17 protein-coding genes are annotated in these 17,353 nt (G+C 70.8%); 8 read left to right on the plus strand and 9 right to left on the minus strand.

What is annotated here, in order from left to right; all coding sequences use genetic code 11:
• Nucleotide 1: 1 nt before the first annotated feature.
• The 7 genes from ACFWYW_RS07280 to ACFWYW_RS07310 form a co-directional block, all read right to left on the minus strand.
• Nucleotides 2–1,117 (minus strand): hypothetical protein, encoded by a 1,116-nt coding sequence (locus ACFWYW_RS07280; protein ID WP_379611647.1) that lies wholly within the window; start codon nt 1,115–1,117, stop codon nt 2–4.
• A gap of 155 nt (nt 1,118–1,272) precedes the next feature.
• The gene (locus tag ACFWYW_RS07285) at nt 1,273–1,977 is read right to left on the minus strand and encodes an endonuclease/exonuclease/phosphatase family protein (RefSeq protein WP_379611646.1); all 705 of its coding nucleotides are present in this window, start codon (nt 1,975–1,977) and stop codon (nt 1,273–1,275) included.
• Between the two features lie 32 nt (nt 1,978–2,009).
• The gene (locus ACFWYW_RS07290; RefSeq protein WP_379611733.1) at nt 2,010–2,942 is read right to left on the minus strand and encodes an ROK family glucokinase; all 933 of its coding nucleotides are present in this window, start codon (nt 2,940–2,942) and stop codon (nt 2,010–2,012) included.
• A gap of 2 nt (nt 2,943–2,944) precedes the next feature.
• Nucleotides 2,945–3,367, minus strand: a complete 423-nt coding sequence (locus ACFWYW_RS07295) for a DUF5304 family protein (protein ID WP_379611645.1) — start codon at nt 3,365–3,367, stop codon at nt 2,945–2,947.
• 34 nt (nt 3,368–3,401) lie between these two features.
• Nucleotides 3,402–4,607 (minus strand): ArsA family ATPase, encoded by a 1,206-nt coding sequence (locus ACFWYW_RS07300; protein WP_379611644.1) that lies wholly within the window; start codon nt 4,605–4,607, stop codon nt 3,402–3,404.
• Nucleotides 4,604–5,044, minus strand: coding sequence for an SRPBCC family protein (locus tag ACFWYW_RS07305; protein ID WP_379611643.1), 441 nt, complete (start codon nt 5,042–5,044; stop codon nt 4,604–4,606). Before ACFWYW_RS07305 ends, ACFWYW_RS07300 begins: the two co-directional genes overlap by 4 nt.
• A gap of 21 nt (nt 5,045–5,065) precedes the next feature.
• Nucleotides 5,066–5,833, minus strand: a complete 768-nt coding sequence (locus ACFWYW_RS07310; RefSeq protein ID WP_379611642.1) for a metallophosphoesterase — start codon at nt 5,831–5,833, stop codon at nt 5,066–5,068.
• Nucleotides 5,834–5,960: 127 nt separating this feature from the next.
• On the opposite strand from ACFWYW_RS07310, the gene ACFWYW_RS07315 reads away from it, so the two are divergent.
• The 8 genes from ACFWYW_RS07315 (at nt 5,961) to ACFWYW_RS07350 (ending at nt 15,854) form a co-directional block, all read left to right on the plus strand.
• Nucleotides 5,961–7,724: an AMP-dependent synthetase/ligase gene (locus ACFWYW_RS07315; protein WP_379611641.1), complete on the plus strand. Its 1,764-nt coding sequence runs from the start codon at nt 5,961–5,963 to the stop codon at nt 7,722–7,724.
• Between the two features lie 175 nt (nt 7,725–7,899).
• A complete protein-coding gene (locus tag ACFWYW_RS07320) occupies nt 7,900–9,186 on the plus strand; it encodes an ABC transporter substrate-binding protein (protein ID WP_379611640.1) in 1,287 nt (428 codons plus the stop codon).
• 11 nt (nt 9,187–9,197) lie between these two features.
• Entirely contained in the window at nt 9,198–10,064 is an 867-nt protein-coding gene (locus tag ACFWYW_RS07325) for a carbohydrate ABC transporter permease (RefSeq protein ID WP_379611639.1), read from the plus strand.
• Complete coding sequence (locus tag ACFWYW_RS07330; protein ID WP_379611637.1) at nt 10,061–10,873, plus strand: carbohydrate ABC transporter permease; 813 nt, start codon at nt 10,061–10,063, stop codon at nt 10,871–10,873. Before ACFWYW_RS07325 ends, ACFWYW_RS07330 begins: the two co-directional genes overlap by 4 nt.
• Before the next feature lie 63 nt (nt 10,874–10,936).
• The gene (locus ACFWYW_RS07335; protein WP_379611636.1) at nt 10,937–11,980 is read left to right on the plus strand and encodes a substrate-binding domain-containing protein; all 1,044 of its coding nucleotides are present in this window, start codon (nt 10,937–10,939) and stop codon (nt 11,978–11,980) included.
• Entirely contained in the window at nt 11,968–13,104 is a 1,137-nt protein-coding gene (locus tag ACFWYW_RS07340; protein ID WP_379611635.1) for an NPCBM/NEW2 domain-containing protein, read from the plus strand. The genes ACFWYW_RS07335 and ACFWYW_RS07340 overlap by 13 nt, the downstream gene beginning before the upstream one ends.
• On the plus strand, nt 13,092–14,591 hold the full coding sequence (locus ACFWYW_RS07345) for a sugar ABC transporter ATP-binding protein (RefSeq protein WP_379611632.1): 1,500 nt from the start codon (nt 13,092–13,094) through the stop codon (nt 14,589–14,591). The genes ACFWYW_RS07340 and ACFWYW_RS07345 overlap by 13 nt, the downstream gene beginning before the upstream one ends.
• A 231-nt stretch (nt 14,592–14,822) precedes the next feature.
• Complete coding sequence (locus tag ACFWYW_RS07350; protein WP_379611631.1) at nt 14,823–15,854, plus strand: ABC transporter permease; 1,032 nt, start codon at nt 14,823–14,825, stop codon at nt 15,852–15,854.
• 193 nt (nt 15,855–16,047) lie between these two features.
• Here ACFWYW_RS07350 and ACFWYW_RS07355 read toward each other — a convergent pair whose 3' ends face one another.
• Both ACFWYW_RS07355 and ACFWYW_RS07360 read right to left on the minus strand, forming a co-directional pair.
• Nucleotides 16,048–16,308 (minus strand): hypothetical protein, encoded by a 261-nt coding sequence (locus tag ACFWYW_RS07355; RefSeq protein WP_379611630.1) that lies wholly within the window; start codon nt 16,306–16,308, stop codon nt 16,048–16,050.
• Nucleotides 16,305–17,102, minus strand: a complete 798-nt coding sequence (locus ACFWYW_RS07360; RefSeq protein ID WP_379611629.1) for a DUF4097 family beta strand repeat-containing protein — start codon at nt 17,100–17,102, stop codon at nt 16,305–16,307. Before ACFWYW_RS07360 ends, ACFWYW_RS07355 begins: the two co-directional genes overlap by 4 nt.
• Nucleotides 17,103–17,353: the final 251 nt, after the last annotated feature.

Genomic DNA, 17,353 nt, shown 5'->3' on the forward strand with positions numbered 1-17,353 from the left:
CTCAGGACTGGGTGGGCGTCTTCAGGCCGAACGTCTCCACGACGTCGGTGTAGCGGTCGGTGGCGTCCACGACGTGCCCGACCGCCCACACCGTGCCCTTGCCCGGCAGATAGGTCACGGCCTGCAGGCGTACGGCGTCGCGGCCCTTGAGCGTGCCGCCGCCCCTGATCACCTGGAAGCCGTCCTTGCCCTGGCGCATGAGGAAGCCCTCGGTCGGGCGCGCGGCGTCGTACCCGGCGATCCAGTAGCGGCCCTTGCCGTCGCCCGTGACGCCGTAGAGGCGGGCCTCGACGGCGGGCAGCTTCTCGCGGGTCCACTTCTTGCCGTTCCACGACAGCACGAGCGGCTCGACGCTGCCGGGCCCGTGGTAGACGCCGCCGACGGCCAGCGCCCGCTTGGCGTTGTCGACCTGGATGTCGCGCAGGTAGCCGCCAGGCACCGACGGGACCGGCATCGCCTTCCACGACCCGCCCGACTGCCGCACGATCAGCGGCTGCTCCCCCGTGTCGCCGACCGCGAACCCCGAGGAGACCGCGTAGAGCGCGCCCTTCTCCTTGGTCTTCTGCACCGTCCAGGAGTTGCCCTGGCCCGTGACGATCAGCCCGGTCTTGTCGCGCCGCCCGACCGCGACGACCTTGCCGCCGCGCGCGTCGAGCCCGCCGAGCCAGTCACCGCTCCAGAGCCCCGGCACCTGCACGCGGTCGAAGCCCGCGAGGTCGCCCTTCGCCAGGTACGGCAGGCCGTCGTGCCCGTCGCCCAGCGCCCAGACCTCACCCGGCGCCGCGGCGGCCACGCTGCGCAGGTTCCCCGCGCCGGTGGAGTCGCGGATGGCGACCTCGCCCCAGGCCTTGCCGTTCCAGTGGCGGATGGTGCCGCGGTTCTTCCAGACGTCCCAGATCGCCTGCTGGCCCACGGCCCAGATGTCGCCCGCGGACAACGCCAGCACGTCGGAGAGCGAGCCGTCGGCGTCCAGCCGCGCGCTCGTCGACTGCTGCCACGCCTCGATCGTGGCAGGGCGAGGGTCAGCATGCGCCACTCCGGCCGGGGCGACCAGCGAGGACGCCAGACACACCGCCGCGGTCAGGGAGAGCGCACGCCGCCGAGAGCGACGGGTCATGAGCAAATGGTACGGGCTGCGCGAGCACGCCCGCCCGGGGACCCCGCCATCCGGCCTCGGGCGGCGCCGGGGCCCTTGCACCGCGGGGGTCCCGTATCACCCGGTCTGACCTGGGCAAGATCACCCAGCGTGCGCGGAACGACACGGGAAGATGTTCAGCTGACCGTTGCCTGGGCGTGACCGGCCAGCTCGGCGACGACGGGCAGGTGGTCGGTGGCGGAGACCAGGTCGTCCCGTGCGGCCCCGACACCCCCGCAGCCCACCACCCGCACCCCCGCGCCCGTGAACACCCCGTCGATCCGCTTGCGCGGCTCCCTGGCCGTGAACGTCATCCCGTCCCCCTGCGGCGCCCACGCGTAGGCGTCCGCCAGCCGCCCGGCCAGGTACCGCCAGGTGGGCGCGTCACTCTGCTCGTTGACGTCCCCGCACATCACCGGGACGGCCCCGAACCGCGCCGCGGCCCTCTCCAGCCACCTCAGCGCCTCCACCGCGTGGTGGAAGCGGGCCGCGGCGCTCAGGTCGAGGTGGATGGAGGCGACCGCCAGCCGTACCCCTTCCAGCTCGACCACGGCGATCGCCACGCCCCGGATCTCCAGCCCGAGGAAGATCTTCAGCACGTGGTGCTCGGCATGCAGGACCCGCGCCCGCGGGCCCACGTAGACCGACACTCCGCCGAGCCGGCCGCCGGCCGCCACCCGCATGCCCGCCGCCTCGGCCAGCGCCTGGCGCCGTCCGCGCCAGTAGAGGAAGCGCGGCGCCTCCTGCACGCACAGCACGTCGGCGCGCATCGCCGTGATCACGCGGACCAGCGCGGGCACGCTGTCCTTCAGCCCGCGCACGTTGTACGTGCCGACCCTCACGCTGGGGAATCTAACCCCGTCCGGCGCCGCTGTCAGCGCTGCCGCGCCAGGTCGGCCGCGCCGACGACCCCGGCCGAGGCGCCGAGCTCGGCCAGCCGGATGTCGGCGACGGGACGGTGCCCGCGGCCGGTGAGCTGGCGGGCGAAGGTCTCCTTGGCCCGGTCGAAGAACAGGTCGGCGGCGCGCGAGACGCCGCCGCCGATGATGAAGCAGCCGGGGTCGAGGACGGCGGCCAGATCGGCCATGCCCTGCCCCAGCCAGTCGGCCAGCGAGGCGAAGGCGGCCAGCGAGGCGTCGTCGCCCTTGCGGGCGGCCTCGGTCACCTCCTCGCCCTCGATCTTCTCCCCGGCCAGCTCGAACAGGATCCGCGCCCGCTCGGGCTGCTGCCTGGCGATCTCCCTGGCGTCGGCGACGAGGGCGTTGCCGCTGGCGTACTGCTCCCAGCAGCCGAGGTTGCCGCACCCGCACAGCCGTCCCTCGGGAACGACCTGCATGTGCCCGAGCTCGGCCCCCATCCCCCACCGGCCGCGAAACAGTTTGCCGTCGAAGACGAGCCCGCCGCCGATGCCGGTGCCGACGGTGATGCAGACGACGTGGGTCTGCCCGCGTCCGGCGCCGAAGTTGGTCTCGCCCCACGCCATCGCGTTGGCGTCGTTCTCGACGACGACCGGCAGGCCCACCAGGCCGGTGATCTTCTTCTGCAGGGGCTCCTCGCGCCAGGCGAGGTTCGGGGCGAAGCGCACGATCGAGCGGGTCTCGTCGACGAACCCGGCCGCGCCGACGCCGATCGCCTCGATCTCGCGGCCCTCGGCGAGTTCCTTGACCACGTCGGCCACGGTCTCGGCGACGAGGTCCGGCTGGTCGGCCGGCGTCGGGCGCAGCGCGTGCGCGACGACCTCGCCGTCCTCGTCGACCACGCCGGCGGCGACCTTCGTGCCGCCGATGTCCACCCCGATAGTCAGCATGCTCACCCCAGGTCGATGTGTTCCACGTCGTCGCCGCCGCGCTCGTCGCGCGTGCGGTCGCGAGTCCTCTCGGCTGCCCCGGGGGTGGGCCTGTTCAGCGCGTCGAACGCGCCACGGACCGCGGCGAACAACTCGCCGCCCGCGGCCACCAGGTGCCCGGCCACGTCGGAGCCGGATTCCCGCCGCGCCGCGATCGCCCGGCAGACCGGGCAGGCGCGGCAGATGTACTCGTCATGAGGCTCGGACACTGCCTCGCCCCACACGTCCTTCTCCTTGCGCCCGCCACCGGTGACGGTGCTGGCGACGGAGTTGAAGACGGTCTTGCCGACCTGCCTGGTCGCGCGGTCCTGGATCACGCCGAACAGCTTGCGCGCCTCGTCCGCCACGGATCCGATCGGGTCCCTGTCGTTGCTCGTCTCAGTCATCTGGCCCTCCCTGCCGAAGAGTCGCTCATCCTCCTCACTCACTACGCGGCCGACCTCCTCCGTCGGTCGTCCACTCCGTTCGCTGCGTCGGATTCGCTTCTGAGACGAACCGTACCTTCAGGAACCCGTCCTGGAGCGCCGCGGCACCGATCTTCCTGCGGGCGAGCGCCGCGGGCAGCGCGATGATCCTGCGGTACGGCCCCGCCGTCACGATCAGCTCGTCCCGCTTGCGGGCCAGATCGACCTCGCCCTTGGTGGCCCCGGGCAGCGCCAGGCTGAGCTCGTCGGCGGTCAGGACCAGCGGCGCTTCGACGGCCGGCGGGGCGAACGGGTCGCTCTCGCCGTAGAGGCTCTCGCCGAGGGCGGTGAGGGCGTCGGCGCCGACGGGTTCCGAAGGCAGGTAGGGCACCACGTGGATGGGCAGGGGCGCGAACGACTCCTCCGCCTCGGCCAGCAGCCGTGCCTGGGCGCGTACCCACTGGGCGCGCCACTCGTCGGCGTCGCCGGCGGGGAAGACCCGGTTGGCGATGACGGCGTCGACGCGGTAGCCGTACAGGTTGAGCGAGGTGAGGGTGCGGCGCGCTTCGGCGAGCACCACCGACTCGGGCGTGAGCACGAGGCGCACGGACGCGCCGGGGCCGGTGAGCAGCTCGCGGATCTCCATGAGCCCGCGGTGCAGGCGCTCGCCGGCGCTGACCACGTCGTCGCCGGGCGCGCTGACGTGGGCGACGCTGCGCATGAACGGCGAGATGACCTTCATGATCCGGCGGCCGACCGGCAGCAGGCGGCTGACGTGCCAGTCGAGCGCCTCCGGCAGGGCGAGCAGGCGCAGCGTCTCGGCGGTGGGCGCGCAGTCGACCACGATGACGTCCCAGCCGCCGGAGCGGGCGTGCTCGCGCAGCTCCAGCAGCGCGATGACCTCTTCGGCGCCGGGCAGGACGGTGATCTCCTCGGCGGTGATCTGGTCGAGGCCGAGTTCGCCGAGCACGCCGCGGGCGTAGCCCTGCAGCTCGCCCCAGTGCTCCTCCAGGGACTTCTGGGTGTCGACCTGGTGCAGGCGCAGGCCGGGGGCGATCTCGCCGGGCTGGACGGCCAGGGCGTCGGCCAGCGAGTGGGCGGTGTCGGTGGAGATCACCAGCGTCTTGAGCCCGCGGCTGGCGGCGAGCGTGGCGGTGGCCGCGGCGACGGTGGTCTTGCCGACGCCGCCCTTGCCGGTGAACAGCAGGACGCGAGGACTCACGGGCGTCCCTCGACCCGCTTCTTCAGGCCCTTCAGAGCGGTGTCGACGATCACCTTCTCGGCCTTGCGCTTGATCATGCCGATCATCGGGACCTTGAGGTCGACGGCGAGTTCGTAGGTCACCTCGGTGCCACTGCCCGTCTCGGCGAGCCGGTAGCTCCCGCTGAGCTCGGAGATCATCTTGCCCTGCTCGACGACCCGCCAGCTGACGCCGGTGTCGTCGTCCCAGGTGTAGCCGAGGGTGTAGGAGTCGCTGATCACGCCGGCGTCGAGCACGAAGCGCACGTCGGCCGGCCGCCCGTCGGCGCCGGTGGTGCGGACCTCGGCGCTCTTGACCGCACCGGCCCATTCCGGGTACGCGGGCAGGTCCGCGATGACCGCCATGACCGCGGCCCTGTCGGCGGAGATGGTGATGCTCGAAGTGGTGCGATCAGCCATGCGACCACAGTATCGGTCCGCTCACCACTCCAGCACGAACGGCTGTCCCTTTCCCCGGAAATGGCCGACGTTCACACATTCGGTGCGGCCGATCCTGGTGCGCTGGTAGAGCGGCTGGTGGACGTGCCCGAACAGGGCGTAGCGCGGCTGGACGCGCCGGATGTAGTCGAGCGTCGCCTCGCTGCCGCGCTCGAAGCGCCTGGCGACCGTGTCGTACAGCAACTGCGGCACCGCGGGCGGGATGTGCGCGCACAGGACGTCCACCTCGCCGAGCGCGGCGACCTTCGCCGCGTACTCCTCGTCCTCGATCTCGTACGGCGTGCGGTACGCCGTCTTCAGCCCGCCCCCGACGAACCCGAAGCGCCATCCCCCGATCTCCGCCTCCTGCCCGTCGAGCACCCGGTGCCCCGGCTTGAGGTAGTCGGCCCACAGGCGCGGCACGTCCACGTTGCCGTAGGTGAGGTAGGCGGGCTCGGGCATGGCGGCGAACAGCGCGGCGTACTGCCTGCGCACGTTGGACTCGATGTGCTCGCGCGGGTCGCCGCCCAGGCCCTTCCACAGCTCCGCCGACATGGCCCTGGCCTCGTCGAAGCGCTTGGCGGTGCGCAGCGCGATGAACGCGGCCGCGTTCTCGGCGCCGAACAGGTCGGCGAAGATCCCCTGCGCGTGGTCGTCGTAGTCGATGTAGAGGATGAGGTCGCCGAGACAGATCAGGGCGTCGGCCCCGTCGCCCGATCGGGCCAGCGCCTCGGCGCTTCCGTGGACATCGCTCACGACATGGACCCGCATGCGGGAAATCCTATGAGCGGCGGCGGCTAGCATGAGGTTTGCCCTTCATAACGCCTGTATGACGAAGCTACCGGTGCGTAACTTAACGCGGTAACGTCTCGCCGGTCCCCGAAGAGGAGTTTGATCCGTGCGCGAGTACAGCGTCCCCGTCCTGGTGGATGTGCCGGCTTCGGCCAGCCTGACCGACACCGTGTTCAGGCGAGGCGAACAGGAGCCGGGCGCGGTGGTGCTACGGCGCAAATCGGGTGACGACTGGCCGGCCGTGACCGCGGCCGAGTTCAGGGACCAGGTCGTGACGCTGGCCAAGGGCCTGGCCGCGGCGGGCATCGAGCCGGGCGACCGGGTCGCGATCATCTCCCGCACCCGCTACGAGTGGACGCTCGCCGACTACGCGATCTGGGCCGCGGGCGCGGTCTCGGTCCCGATCTACGAGACCTCGTCGGTCGAGCAGGTGCGCTGGATCCTGTCCGACAGCGGCGCCAAGGCGGTCTTCGCCGAGCTGGACAACCACGTGGAGACCGTACGCGAGGCCGCGCCGGAGCTGAAGCCGATCTGGCGGATGGACGAGGAGCTCGACGGCTCCGGGGTGACCGGTGAGGAGATCGAGCGCCGCCGTACCGCGCTGACCGGCGCGGACCTGGCCACGATCATCTACACCTCGGGCACCACCGGGCGGCCCAAGGGCTGCCGCCTGACCCACGACAACATGCTGTTCACCGCGCGCAACGTGGCCGGCGGGCCGCTGGAGACGGTGTTCATGACCGAGGAGCCGGGGGTGCTGCTGTTCCTGCCGCTGGCCCATGTCTTCGCCCGGCTGATCCAGGTGGTCGCGATCGAGACCGGAACGGTCCTCTCGCACACGCCGAACATGAAGAACGTGGCCCCGGACCTGGTCTCGGCCAGGCCGACGCTGCTGCTGGGCGTGCCGCGGGTCTTCGAGAAGGTCTACAACGGCGCCGAGCAGAAGGCGATCCAGGGCGGCAAGGGCAGGATCTTCGCCCGCGCGGTGGACGTGGCGGTCGCCTACAGCAAGGCGTCCGGCAAGGCCGGGTTCGGGCTGCGGCTCAGGCACGCGGTGTTCGACAAGCTCGTCTACTCCAAGCTGCGCGCGGCCACCGGCGGCAGGCTGTCCACGGCGATCTGCGGCGGCTCGGCCCTGGGCGAGCGCCTGGGCCACTTCTTCCGCGGCGTGGGCATCGAGGTGCTCGAGGGCTACGGCCTGACCGAGACCTCGGCCCCCTCGACGGTCAACCTGCCCGGCGGCAACAAGATCGGCACGGTCGGCAAGCCGCTGCCCGGCGTCACGGTGCGCATCGGCGAGGACGGCGAGATCCTGGTCAGGGGCCGCCACGTCTTCGCGGGCTACTGGAACAACGACCAGGCCACGGCCGAGGCCATCGACGCCGAGGGCTGGTACCACACGGGCGACGTGGGCGAGTTGGACGACGACGGCTACCTGCGCATCACCGGCCGCAAGAAGGAGATCCTGGTGACCGCGGCGGGCAAGAACGTCGCCCCCGGTCCGCTGGAGGACGCGCTGCGCGCGTACCCGCTCGTCTCCCAGGCCATGATCGTGGGCGACGACCGGCCGTTCGTCGGCGCGCTGATCACGCTCGACCCCGAGGCGCTGGAGCACTGGAAGAAGGAGAACGGCGCGGAAAGCGCGACGGGGGCCGAGCTGAGCCGCGACCCGCGGATCCTGGCCGAGGTGCAGAAGGCGGTCGACACCGCCAACCTGATGGTCTCGCGGGCCGAGCAGATCAAGAAGTTCGTGGTGCTCGACATCGACATCACCGAGGAGAGCGGCCACCTGACGCCGACGCTGAAGATCAAGCGCAACATCGTCATGCGCGACTTCGCGGACACGGTCGAGGCCCTCTACACCACGTAACCCCTCCGATCACTTTTCTGTTTGAGAACGGTTGCAGGGCCGATATTGACAACTTGAGACGGATCACAGCTACTAGAGGTCGTATCATTCAGCGGCCCTGACTAGCAGTGCTCCGATGAATGGGCCGCACAGTCAACCCGCCGGTTCGTCACGCCCGGCGAGGAAGGCGGCAAGGGTGTACAGGACCCTCGCAGCAGGCTTAGCGGCCCTGCTCGCGCTCACCGCGTGTTCGGTGAACGAGGCGGCCGCGCCGTCATCGCCGGCCCCGGCAGGCGCCAAGGAAGTCACGTTTCTGCTGTTCGAGTCGCCCAACCTGAACGCGGCCTACTGGGACGCGCAGATCAAGCGGGCGACCGACGCGGTTCCCGGCATCACCGTGAAGAAGGTCGTGGCGCCCGCGGCGGGCAGCCGCGACGAGTTCGCCAAGCAGCTCATAGCCTCCGGCCAGTTCCCCGACGTGCACATCGGCCTGCAGGACATCCTCGGCTTCGCGCCGAACCTCTACTCCTGGACGCCCGAGGACCTCAAGGACTTCGAGTGCGCCACCTGCGGCGCGACCGGCGGCAAGGTCGTGCAGTTGCCCACCAACACGCAGACGCACTCGAACGTCTACTACAACAAGGGCCTGTTCGAGAAGGCCGGCATCACCGCCCCGCCCAAGACCTACGCAGAACTGCTCGACGCCGCGGCCAAGCTCAAGGCCAAGGGCATCACGCCGTTCGTGACCGGCGGCGGCCCCGACGCCTTCGCCTCCACCCTGGCCTGGACCGGCGTCCTGACCACCGACGTGTACGCCGAGAACCCCGGCTGGATGCGCCAGCGGCGCGAGGGCAAGGTCAAGTTCTCCGACCCCGGCTTCAAGGCCGCCACCCAGAAGTTCGCCGACCTCGCGGCCAAGGGCTACATCGACAAGAAGGACCTCTCCCGCGACTACGGCGCCACGCAGACCGCCTTCCTCGAAGGCAAGGGCGCCATGTACCCGATGGGCAGCTGGTTCGCCTCGCCCGGCGCCGGCGACAACCCGGAGAACAAGATCGAGATCGGCCGCTTCAACTGGCCCGGCGAGGCAGGCTCCGACAAGCTGGCCGGGTTCACCGGCGGCGGGCTCACGGTCAGCGCCGCCGCCAAGGACCTGGAGTCGGCCAAGAAGTTCGCCCTGGCCTTCCAGCTCGACAAGGCCAACCTGGACGCCTCGGTCAAGGCCGACGCGCTCTTCCCGGCGATCAAGGGCTACACGCCGCCGTCGATGGGGCCGGTGTTCACGGAGTCGTACAAGGCCTGGTCTGATGCCAAGACGGCGGGCGCCATCGTGCCGTCGTTCGGCTGGGAGGCCGGTGACGACGCCATGCTGCCCGGCATGAAGGAGAAGTGGTGGTCCTCGGCCCAGGACCTCGTCAGCGGCAAGAAGACCGTGGACGACGTGCTGAGCTACCTCGACGACGAGTGGGACAAGTCCTCTTGAGAGTCGCGTACATGAGGGCCTGGTACTTTCTCAGCTTCGGCGCGCCCGGACTGCTCATCTACGTGTGCTTCGTGCTCGTGCCGATCCTGCTCAGCGTGGGCTACAGCATGACGAACTACAGCCTGCTGCGCCCCGGCTGGACCTGGGTGGGGTGGCGCAACTACGAGCTGCTCCTCACCGACCAGGCGTTCCTGACCTCCCTGCGGGTCACCACGATCCTGACCGTCATGGTCCTGGTCGCGCCCAACCTCCTCGGGCTGGCGATCGCGGTGCTGCTGGATCGCCGCGGATGGTTCTACAACGCCATGCGCAGCGTCTACTTCACCCCGATGGTGCTCAGCTCCGTCGTGGTCAGCGTGATCTGGACACGGGTGCTCGACGACGAGGGCCCGCTCAACCAGGCGCTGCGCTTCCTCGGCGTCGCCGACCCGCCGGGGTGGCTGTCCGACCCCGGCTACGCCCTGTTCTCCCTGGGCGGCATCGTCTCGTGGCAGATGCTCGGCTTCTGCGTCGTGGTCTACCTGGCCGGACTGCAGGGTGTGCCGAACGAGCTGGCCGAGGCCGCCTCCATCGACGGCGCCGGACCCTGGACGCGCTTTCGCCGCATCACCTGGCCGCTGCTGGCCCCCGCCCTGACCGTCAACACCGTGGTCCTGCTGATCACCACCTTCAAGATCTTCGACCACGTCAAGGTCATCACCAACGGCGGGCCCGGCACCGGCACCACCGCCGCCGTGGCCTTCACGATCATGCAGGAGGGCTTCGTCGAGAACCACCAGGGCTACGCCTCGGCCATGGCCGTGGTCATGCTGGTGATCATCGCCGTGGCCTCCGTCGTCGCGCTGCGCGTACTCCAGAGAAGAGAGGTGCAGCTGTGAGACGCCCGCTCGTCACGCTCGCGGTCACCAGCGTCTTCTTCGTGCCGCTCTACGTCGCGCTGGTCAACGTCGTCAAGCCGAGCGCGCTCATCCCAGGCGCTGGCGCGATCGCGCTGCCGATCCCGCCGACGCTGGACAACCTGAGCGCGGTCCTCACCGACCCGACCAACCTGTTCTGGGCGAGCCTGGCCAACAGCGTCATCGTCACGACGCTGTCGGTGATCGCGCTGACGCTGCTGTCGGCGATGCTCGCCCACTATCTCGCCCGTACGGCGGGCCGCTGGGGCCGGCTCGTCACCGTGCTCCTGTTGTGCGGCCTGATGATCCCGCCCCAGGTCATCCTGGTCCCGATCACCCAGGTGCTGCGGGCCCTCGGCCTCATGACGACGGTCCAGGGGCTGGTGCTGTTCAACGTCGGCTACTACATCCCGTTCGGGGTGTTCGTGTTCACCGGGTTCCTCAAGGGCATCCCCGCCGACCTGGAGGAGGCGGCGGCGATCGACGGCGCGGGGCGCGGGCAGGCGTTCTGGCGCATCGTCTTCCCGCTGTTGCGCCCGGCCACCGCCAGTGTCCTGATCTTCCTGTCGGTGTGGATCTGGAACGACTTCCTCAGCCCGCTCATCATCCTCGGCCCCGGGCAGGGCACCACGGTCACCACCGGCATCTACCGCTCGCTCGGGCAGTACTCCTTCGACTACGGCGGCGTGTTCGCGCTCATGTTCCTGTCGACGCTGCCCGTCCTGATCTTCTATCTCGCCCTGCAGAAGCAGTTCGTCAAGGGACTCACCGGCGGTGCCACGAAGGGGTGAGTTTAGCCGGCCTGACAAACGGAAAAAGATCTCAGTCAACGCAAGGAAGCAGGTGCACCCCCCATGATCCTGCCGTCCACCAGAACCGCCGCCGCGTTGCTCGTCGCCGCGCTGGTGCTGGCCGCGTGTTCGTCCGGCAAGGAGGAGACCACCGCGGGCGCGAGCAAGGCGCCGGCGGGCGGCAAGATCTCGATCGCCTACCTCCAGAAGCAGGGCGACCAGGAGTACTTCATCGGCGAGGCCCAGGGCGCCAAGGACAAGGCCGCTGAGCTGGGCGTCGACCTGCAGGTCGTCGACCTCGGCGAGGACACCAACAAGGCGGTCACCGAGACGCAGGCGGCCATCGGCAAGAAGGTCGGCGGCATCATCATCGTGGTGCCCGCCCCCGCCGTCGGCCCCCAGATCGTCCAGCTCGCCAAGGACGGCGGCGTACCGCTGCTCACCTCCGACGACCAGGTCTGCGTCGACGGCCCCGACCCGGCCGCCTGCGACAAGTCCAAGCTCGTGCCGCGCGTCGGCTTCTCCGGCACCCAGATGGGCGAGTCCGTCGGCACCCGCGCCGGCGAGGAGTTCAAGAAGGCCGGATGGAAGAAGGAGGACTCCGCGATCATCACGGCCTGGCAGCAGGACGTGACCGTCTGCACCGACCGCGTCAAGGCCGCGGTGCCCACGTTCGAGGCGGCGGCCGGCGTCACCGGCGTGAAGGTCATCGAGGTCGGCACCGACAACACCCCGACCGGCGCCCAGGACAAGGTCGCGGCCACGATCAGCGGCAACCGGGCGGTCAAGAACTGGGTGATGCTCGGCTGCAACGACGAGAACGTCAGCGGCGGCGTCACCGCCATGCAGAACTCCGGAATCAAACCGGAGAACATCATCGGGGTGGGTTTGGGCGCCTATCTCGCGTGCAAGGACTGGAACAGCGGCAAACCTTCAGGTATGAAGGCAGCGTTGTTCATCAACGGATACGAGGTCGGCAAGCTCGCCGTGCAGACGATGTTCGACAACATCAAGAACGGCACCGCCATGCCGGCCGAGGCCTTCGCACCGACGAAGATGGTGGATGCGACCAATTGGCAGGCCGAGGGAGTCAAGTGCAGCGCCTGACACGGTTATCGGTGGCCGCCGCGGCGGCGGCCACCGCTCTGGCAACGCTCGCGAACCCGGCGGCGGCCGACGAGGTGCCCGAAGGCGCCCTGCTCGGCGACGGCAGCCGGGTCGTGCGCGTCGACGACGGCCGCTGGGTGGTGGCCAAACACCTGCCCAACGGCGACATGGCGGTGGCGCTCTACAACGACAGCGGGCACCCGCAGCGCATCGCCACCACGGTCACCGACATCGGGCTCCCGGCGGCGGCGCCCGCCTACCGCGTACGCGAGTTGTTAACCGGCGCCGACGCCCACACCGCGGGCGTCCTGGCCGCCAACGTGCCCGCCAGGCAGGCGATGCTCTACCAGATCTCCCGGGACGCGGCCTGGTCCTCCTACCCGCCGCTTCTCGAGTTCGACCTCCAGGTTCCCGCCCCCTACCAGGGGGCCGCCGCGCTCATCGAGCCCGGCGCCACCGCCCAGGTGACCACCGTCGTCACCAACCACGGGCTCACCAACGCCGCCGACGTCACCGCGGCGCTGCGCGCGCCCGACCGCTGGCTGTCGGCCGCCGCCACCCCGGCCGCCGCCAAGGTCCTCGGGCCCGGCCAGCGCCTGGCCACCGCCTGGAACCTCACCACCCCGGCCGACCTGCCCCGCAACGCGTACTGGCTGGAGGCGAGCGCCGCCAAGCTGCGCGCCGCCTCCGTCTTCGTCGTGCCCCCGCCCGCCCCCACCGGCACCGCCTACGTCAGCGACCTGCGCTGGCTCAGCATGGCCAACGGCAAGGGCGCGGTCGAGCGGCGCAAGGTCGTGGTGAACGGCGCCACCTACGCCAAGGGCCTGACCGCCCACGCCCCCGGCACCCTCGACTACTACCTCGGCGGGCGCTGCACCAAGCTCACCGCGCACGTGGGCGTCGACGACACCGCCGGCACGGGCGGCACCGTCACCTTCGAGATCTGGGCCGACGGCCGCAAGGCCGCCGCCTCCGGGGTGCGGACCGGCGCCATGGCGGCGCTGCCGCTCGCCGCCGACGTCACCGGCGCCCGTCTCGTCAGGCTCGTCGTCACCGACGCGGGCGACGGCCCCACCGGTGACGCGGCCGCCTGGGGAGACCCGGTGATCGCGTGCTCAGGGTAGAGGAGCTGGCCAAACACTTCTCCGGCGTCCAGGCACTACGCGGCGTCACCTGCGACTTCCCCGCCGGCCAGGTCACCGCCCTCATGGGCGAGAACGGCGCCGGCAAGTCCACGCTGATCAAGATCGTCAACGGCGACCACCGTCCCAACGGCGGCCGCGTCCTGCTCGACGGCCACCCCCTCGACCTCCACTCCCCCGCCGACGCCCGCCGCCACGGCATCCGCGTCATCCCCCAGGAGCCGGAGATCATCCCGCACGTCTCCGTCGCCGAGAACGTCCACGCCGGCGCCCTGCCCCGCCGCCGCGGCCGCCTGCTCGACCGCGCCGCCCTGCGCGAGCGCGTCCAGTCCCAGCTGGTACGGCTCGGCTTCGAACACGCCCTCGACCCCGACACCCTCGGCTCCGCCCTGACCCCCGCGCAACGCCAGCTCGTCGAGATCCTGCGCGCCCTGACCGGCGAGGCCCGCGTCATCGCCTTCGACGAACCCACCTCCTCCCTCGGCGAACACGAGACCGAAGCCCTCTTCGCCCTCATCACCCGGCTGCGCGAACAGGGCCTGGCCATCGTCTACGTCTCCCACCGCCTCAAGGAGATCTTCCGCCTGGCCGACCGCATCGCCGTCCTGCGCGACGGCGCCCTGGCCGGCGTACGGCAGGCCGCCGAGGCGAGCGAGGGCGAGATCGTGCGCATGATGGTCGGGCGGGACCTGTCGTCCATGTTCGAACGCCCCGGCACCGAGGCCGGCGACGTCGTCCTCGACGTACACGAGGTCACCACCGACGACGTGCGCGGCATCACCTTCCAGGTGCGGGCCGGCGAAGTCGTCGCCCTGGCCGGGCTGGTCGGCGCCGGCCGCTCCGAACTCTCCCGCGCCCTGGCCGGCGACCTGCCCATCCGCTCCGGGACCGTCAGCGTGGGCGGGCGGGTGCTGCGGCTGCGCCACCCGGGCGACGCCGTACGGGCCGGGCTGGGCTACGCCCCGGAGGAACGCAAGGCCCAGGCCCTCTTCCTCGACCGGAGCGTACGCGACAACACCTCCCTGGTCATCCTCGACCGCCTGCGCACGTTCCGCTTCGTCCGCCGCGCCGCCGAGAACCGGGCCGTCGCCGAGTTCGTGACCCGCCTGCGCGTCCGCACCCCGTCCTTGGAACACGAGGTCCGCAAGCTGTCCGGCGGCAACCAGCAGAAAGTGGTCCTGGCCCGCTGGCTGGCCCGCCGCCCCAAGGTGCTCATCCTCGACGAGCCGACCCGGGGGATCGACGTGGGGGCGAAGGCGGAGATCTACCACATCATCGCCGACCTGGCCCGCTCCGGCGTGGCCGTCCTCGTGGTCTCCTCCGAACTCCCCGAGGTCCTGGGCCTGGCCGACCGCATCCTGGTCATGCAGAACGGCCGCATCACCGGCGAACTCCCCCGCACCCGCGCCACCGAGGAAGCCATCCTCTCCCTCGCCATGACCGACGACCTGACCCCCACCCCCTCCTAACCCCACCCCGGGCCCCACTCGCCCCTCAACCACACCCCCAACGCCCACCCCTCCTCCAGGCCCGCACACCCCCGCCTCCCACCCCCGCCGCCTTCGGAGATCCCCCGAGGCGTCCAGCACCCACGCTCAGCGCGGCGCACCGCCGTACACCTGACCGCCACTTCCCGCCGAGGCCCGCACACCCATGACCACCGCAGCAGAGCACGCCGACCCCATGCCCGGAGGCGCGCGATGACCTCCCAGACCAGCGCCCACAAGGCCCCCACCGACCCACGCGAGAACCGCGGCCGGTGGGCGGGAGCCGTCGCCGCCATCGGCGCCCAGAACCTGATCCTCGTGCTGGCCATCGTGGCCGTGGGCGCGCTGTTCGGCGTGCTGGACCCCGGCTACCTGGCGTGGAGCAACATCCGGGTGATCGGCGACGCCGTGACGATCGCCGGTCTGCTGGCCGTCGTCCAGACGGTAGTGATCATCTGCGGCGCCCTCGACATCTCCGTCGGCTCGGCCACCGGCGTGGCGTCCGTGGTCAGCGCGATGGCCTTCATGTCCACCGGCCGCGACCCGACGCTCGGCATGGCCGCCGCCCTGGCCGTGGGCCTGCTGCTGGGTCTCATCAACGGCATCATCATCGTGTACGGCCGCGTCAACGCCGTCATCGCCACCCTGGCCACGCTGGCCGCGTACAAGGGCCTGGCCCAGTTGCTGTCCGGCGGCGCCGCGCAGGGTTATGTGCTGGGCGACGACCTGTTCATCTTCATCTCCCGGGGCAGCCTGGCAGGCCTGCCCACGATGGTGTGGATCCTCATCCTGGTAGCCCTGGCCGTCCACATCCTCCTGAAATACACCGACATAGGCCGCAACCTCTACGCCATAGGCGGCAACGACACCGCCGCCCGCCTCGCAGGCATAAACATCAACAAATACCTGATAGCCGTGTACGCCCTGGCGGGCCTGGTAGCCGCGATAGCCGGCATCATCCTCACCGCCCGAATCGGCTCCGGCCACCCCACCTCGGGCAGCGCCGGCCTGGAACTGAAGGCCATCACCGCCGCGGCCCTGGGCGGCTGCGCCCTGAAGGGCGGAAAGGGCGGAGTGGGCGGCACGCTCCTGGCGGTGGTGTTGCTGGGCGCCCTGGAAAACGGCCTCACCTTCCACGGCATCAGTACCTTCTGGCAGAACGTCGCCCAGGGCGCCCTCCTCGTCGTGGCCGTGGTGATCCAGCAACGCCGCAGCGGCGAACGCGCCGTAGGCCTCCCCACCTGACCACCGCCCCCGCGAGGCGGCGCCACCCTGACCTCCGAAGCGGCCCCGTAGGACGGGCGAACGGGCCAGAGGTAAGCACCAGGGGGAGGCGTGGGCCGGGCCCAGAACATGGACAGGTCCGGGGAGTGCGGAGTGAGACCGTGTTCAGAGCGTGGGGTTCAGACCAGAACGTGGTGGCGGGGTTGGGCGGAGGCTAGTGGGGAGTTGGGTGGGGGTCGATGGCGTTGGCGAGGGTGTGGAGGGCGCGGGCCGCTCGGTGGCGGAGGCCGTGCGCGGCGCCGGAGGCGGTAGCTCGTGAGGTGGCGACGCCTGAGGTGGTGGTTCTAGGTCGGAGGGCGGGGGGCTGGGAAGGGGTCTGGCGGTTGTGGTGGGTGGCGGTGCGTTCGGCGGCGGCTTCGGATATGAGGTCGGCGTGGCGGGTGCGGACGTACTCGGTGATCATGTGTTCGTTCATCGGGTGGACTCCGCTCTGGTGATGGCGATGCCGCCGCTCAGGCTGCGGGCGGTGATCTCGACGGTCTGCTCCGCGGGGGACGGCTCGGTGGCGTCCTGGGTGAGGGCGGAGGTTACGCGGCCGGTCAGGGAGTTGATGTCGAGCCAGGCGGCGGTGCCCTCGTGCACGGCCACCGTGGCGTCGCCCGAGGTGGTCCGGATGCCGATCTTGCCACTGGTCACGCAGCGGAGGGACACTTCGCCGGACGTCGACGTGATGGAGGCGTCGGAGGCGACCTTTCCGATCACCAGGTCGCCGGAGACGACGGTGACGGTGATGGGGCCGCGGGCTTCGGTGATGCGTACGTCGCCTGAGGCGGTGTTGATGCCGGCGACGCCATCGATGACGTCAAAGTTGACGTCACCTGACGCCGTCTTGGCGATCGCGGTGGCGGCGTGGGCGGCGTCCAGGTCACCGGAGGCGCTGGAGAACTCGACTCCGGCCAGCCGTCCGCGGATTCTGACGTCGGCGGAGGCGGTCTCGACCACCACGCGGGAGCCGGTGGGGACCTCTACGACGATGTCCAGGCTCGGAGTGCGGCGCAGGCGGGAGCTGTCGGGGGCCTTCACCTGGACGACGCCGTCGCGGTGGGTGACCTTGACCGATTCGGCGTAGTCGGCCACGCCGCCCTGGTCCAGGTGTTCGGGGGTGACCTCGACGGTGGTGTCCGTACGGTCGGACGCGGTGACGACCAGGTCACCGGCCGGGAAGTTCACGTGGAGGGCGATGGGGTCCGGGGTGCTGAAAGTGGGCATGGCGAGATCTCCGATCGGCGTGGTCAGAACACCCTCGTGGTCAGGCGCGGCGAGGGGATGATGCGACGCCCGCCCGGGACAGGCCTCGGACGGGGAGTGCTGCCCGCGGGTGGCCGCTGCGGGCGGACCTGGCTCGGGTAGGTCCCCGGCTCGGGCAGGTCTCCGGCTCGGGTAGGTCCCTGACTGGGGTACTGCCCAAGCGGGGGCACGGCACCCCCGGCTGGGGTACGGCCCCGGCAAGAAGGTGTGGG

This window comes from Nonomuraea sp. NPDC059023, from assembly GCF_042740095.1.
In the GTDB taxonomy this organism is placed as follows: domain Bacteria; phylum Actinomycetota; class Actinomycetes; order Streptosporangiales; family Streptosporangiaceae; genus Nonomuraea.

Coding starts and splice junctions, on each gene's coding strand:
- ACFWYW_RS07280 (WP_379611647.1), bottom strand. CDS start 1,117: ATGACCCGTCGCTCTCGGCGGCGTGCGCTCTCCCTGACCGCGGCGGTG.
- ACFWYW_RS07290 (WP_379611733.1), bottom strand. CDS start 2,942: ATGCTGACTATCGGGGTGGACATCGGCGGCACGAAGGTCGCCGCCGGC.
- ACFWYW_RS07295 (WP_379611645.1), bottom strand. CDS start 3,367: ATGACTGAGACGAGCAACGACAGGGACCCGATCGGATCCGTGGCGGAC.
- ACFWYW_RS07305 (WP_379611643.1), bottom strand. CDS start 5,044: ATGGCTGATCGCACCACTTCGAGCATCACCATCTCCGCCGACAGGGCC.
- ACFWYW_RS07310 (WP_379611642.1), bottom strand. CDS start 5,833: ATGCGGGTCCATGTCGTGAGCGATGTCCACGGAAGCGCCGAGGCGCTG.
- ACFWYW_RS07325 (WP_379611639.1), top strand. CDS start 9,198: ATGAGGGCCTGGTACTTTCTCAGCTTCGGCGCGCCCGGACTGCTCATC.
- ACFWYW_RS07335 (WP_379611636.1), top strand. CDS start 10,937: ATGATCCTGCCGTCCACCAGAACCGCCGCCGCGTTGCTCGTCGCCGCG.
- ACFWYW_RS07350 (WP_379611631.1), top strand. CDS start 14,823: ATGACCTCCCAGACCAGCGCCCACAAGGCCCCCACCGACCCACGCGAG.
- ACFWYW_RS07355 (WP_379611630.1), bottom strand. CDS start 16,308: ATGAACGAACACATGATCACCGAGTACGTCCGCACCCGCCACGCCGAC.
- ACFWYW_RS07360 (WP_379611629.1), bottom strand. CDS start 17,102: ATGCCCACTTTCAGCACCCCGGACCCCATCGCCCTCCACGTGAACTTC.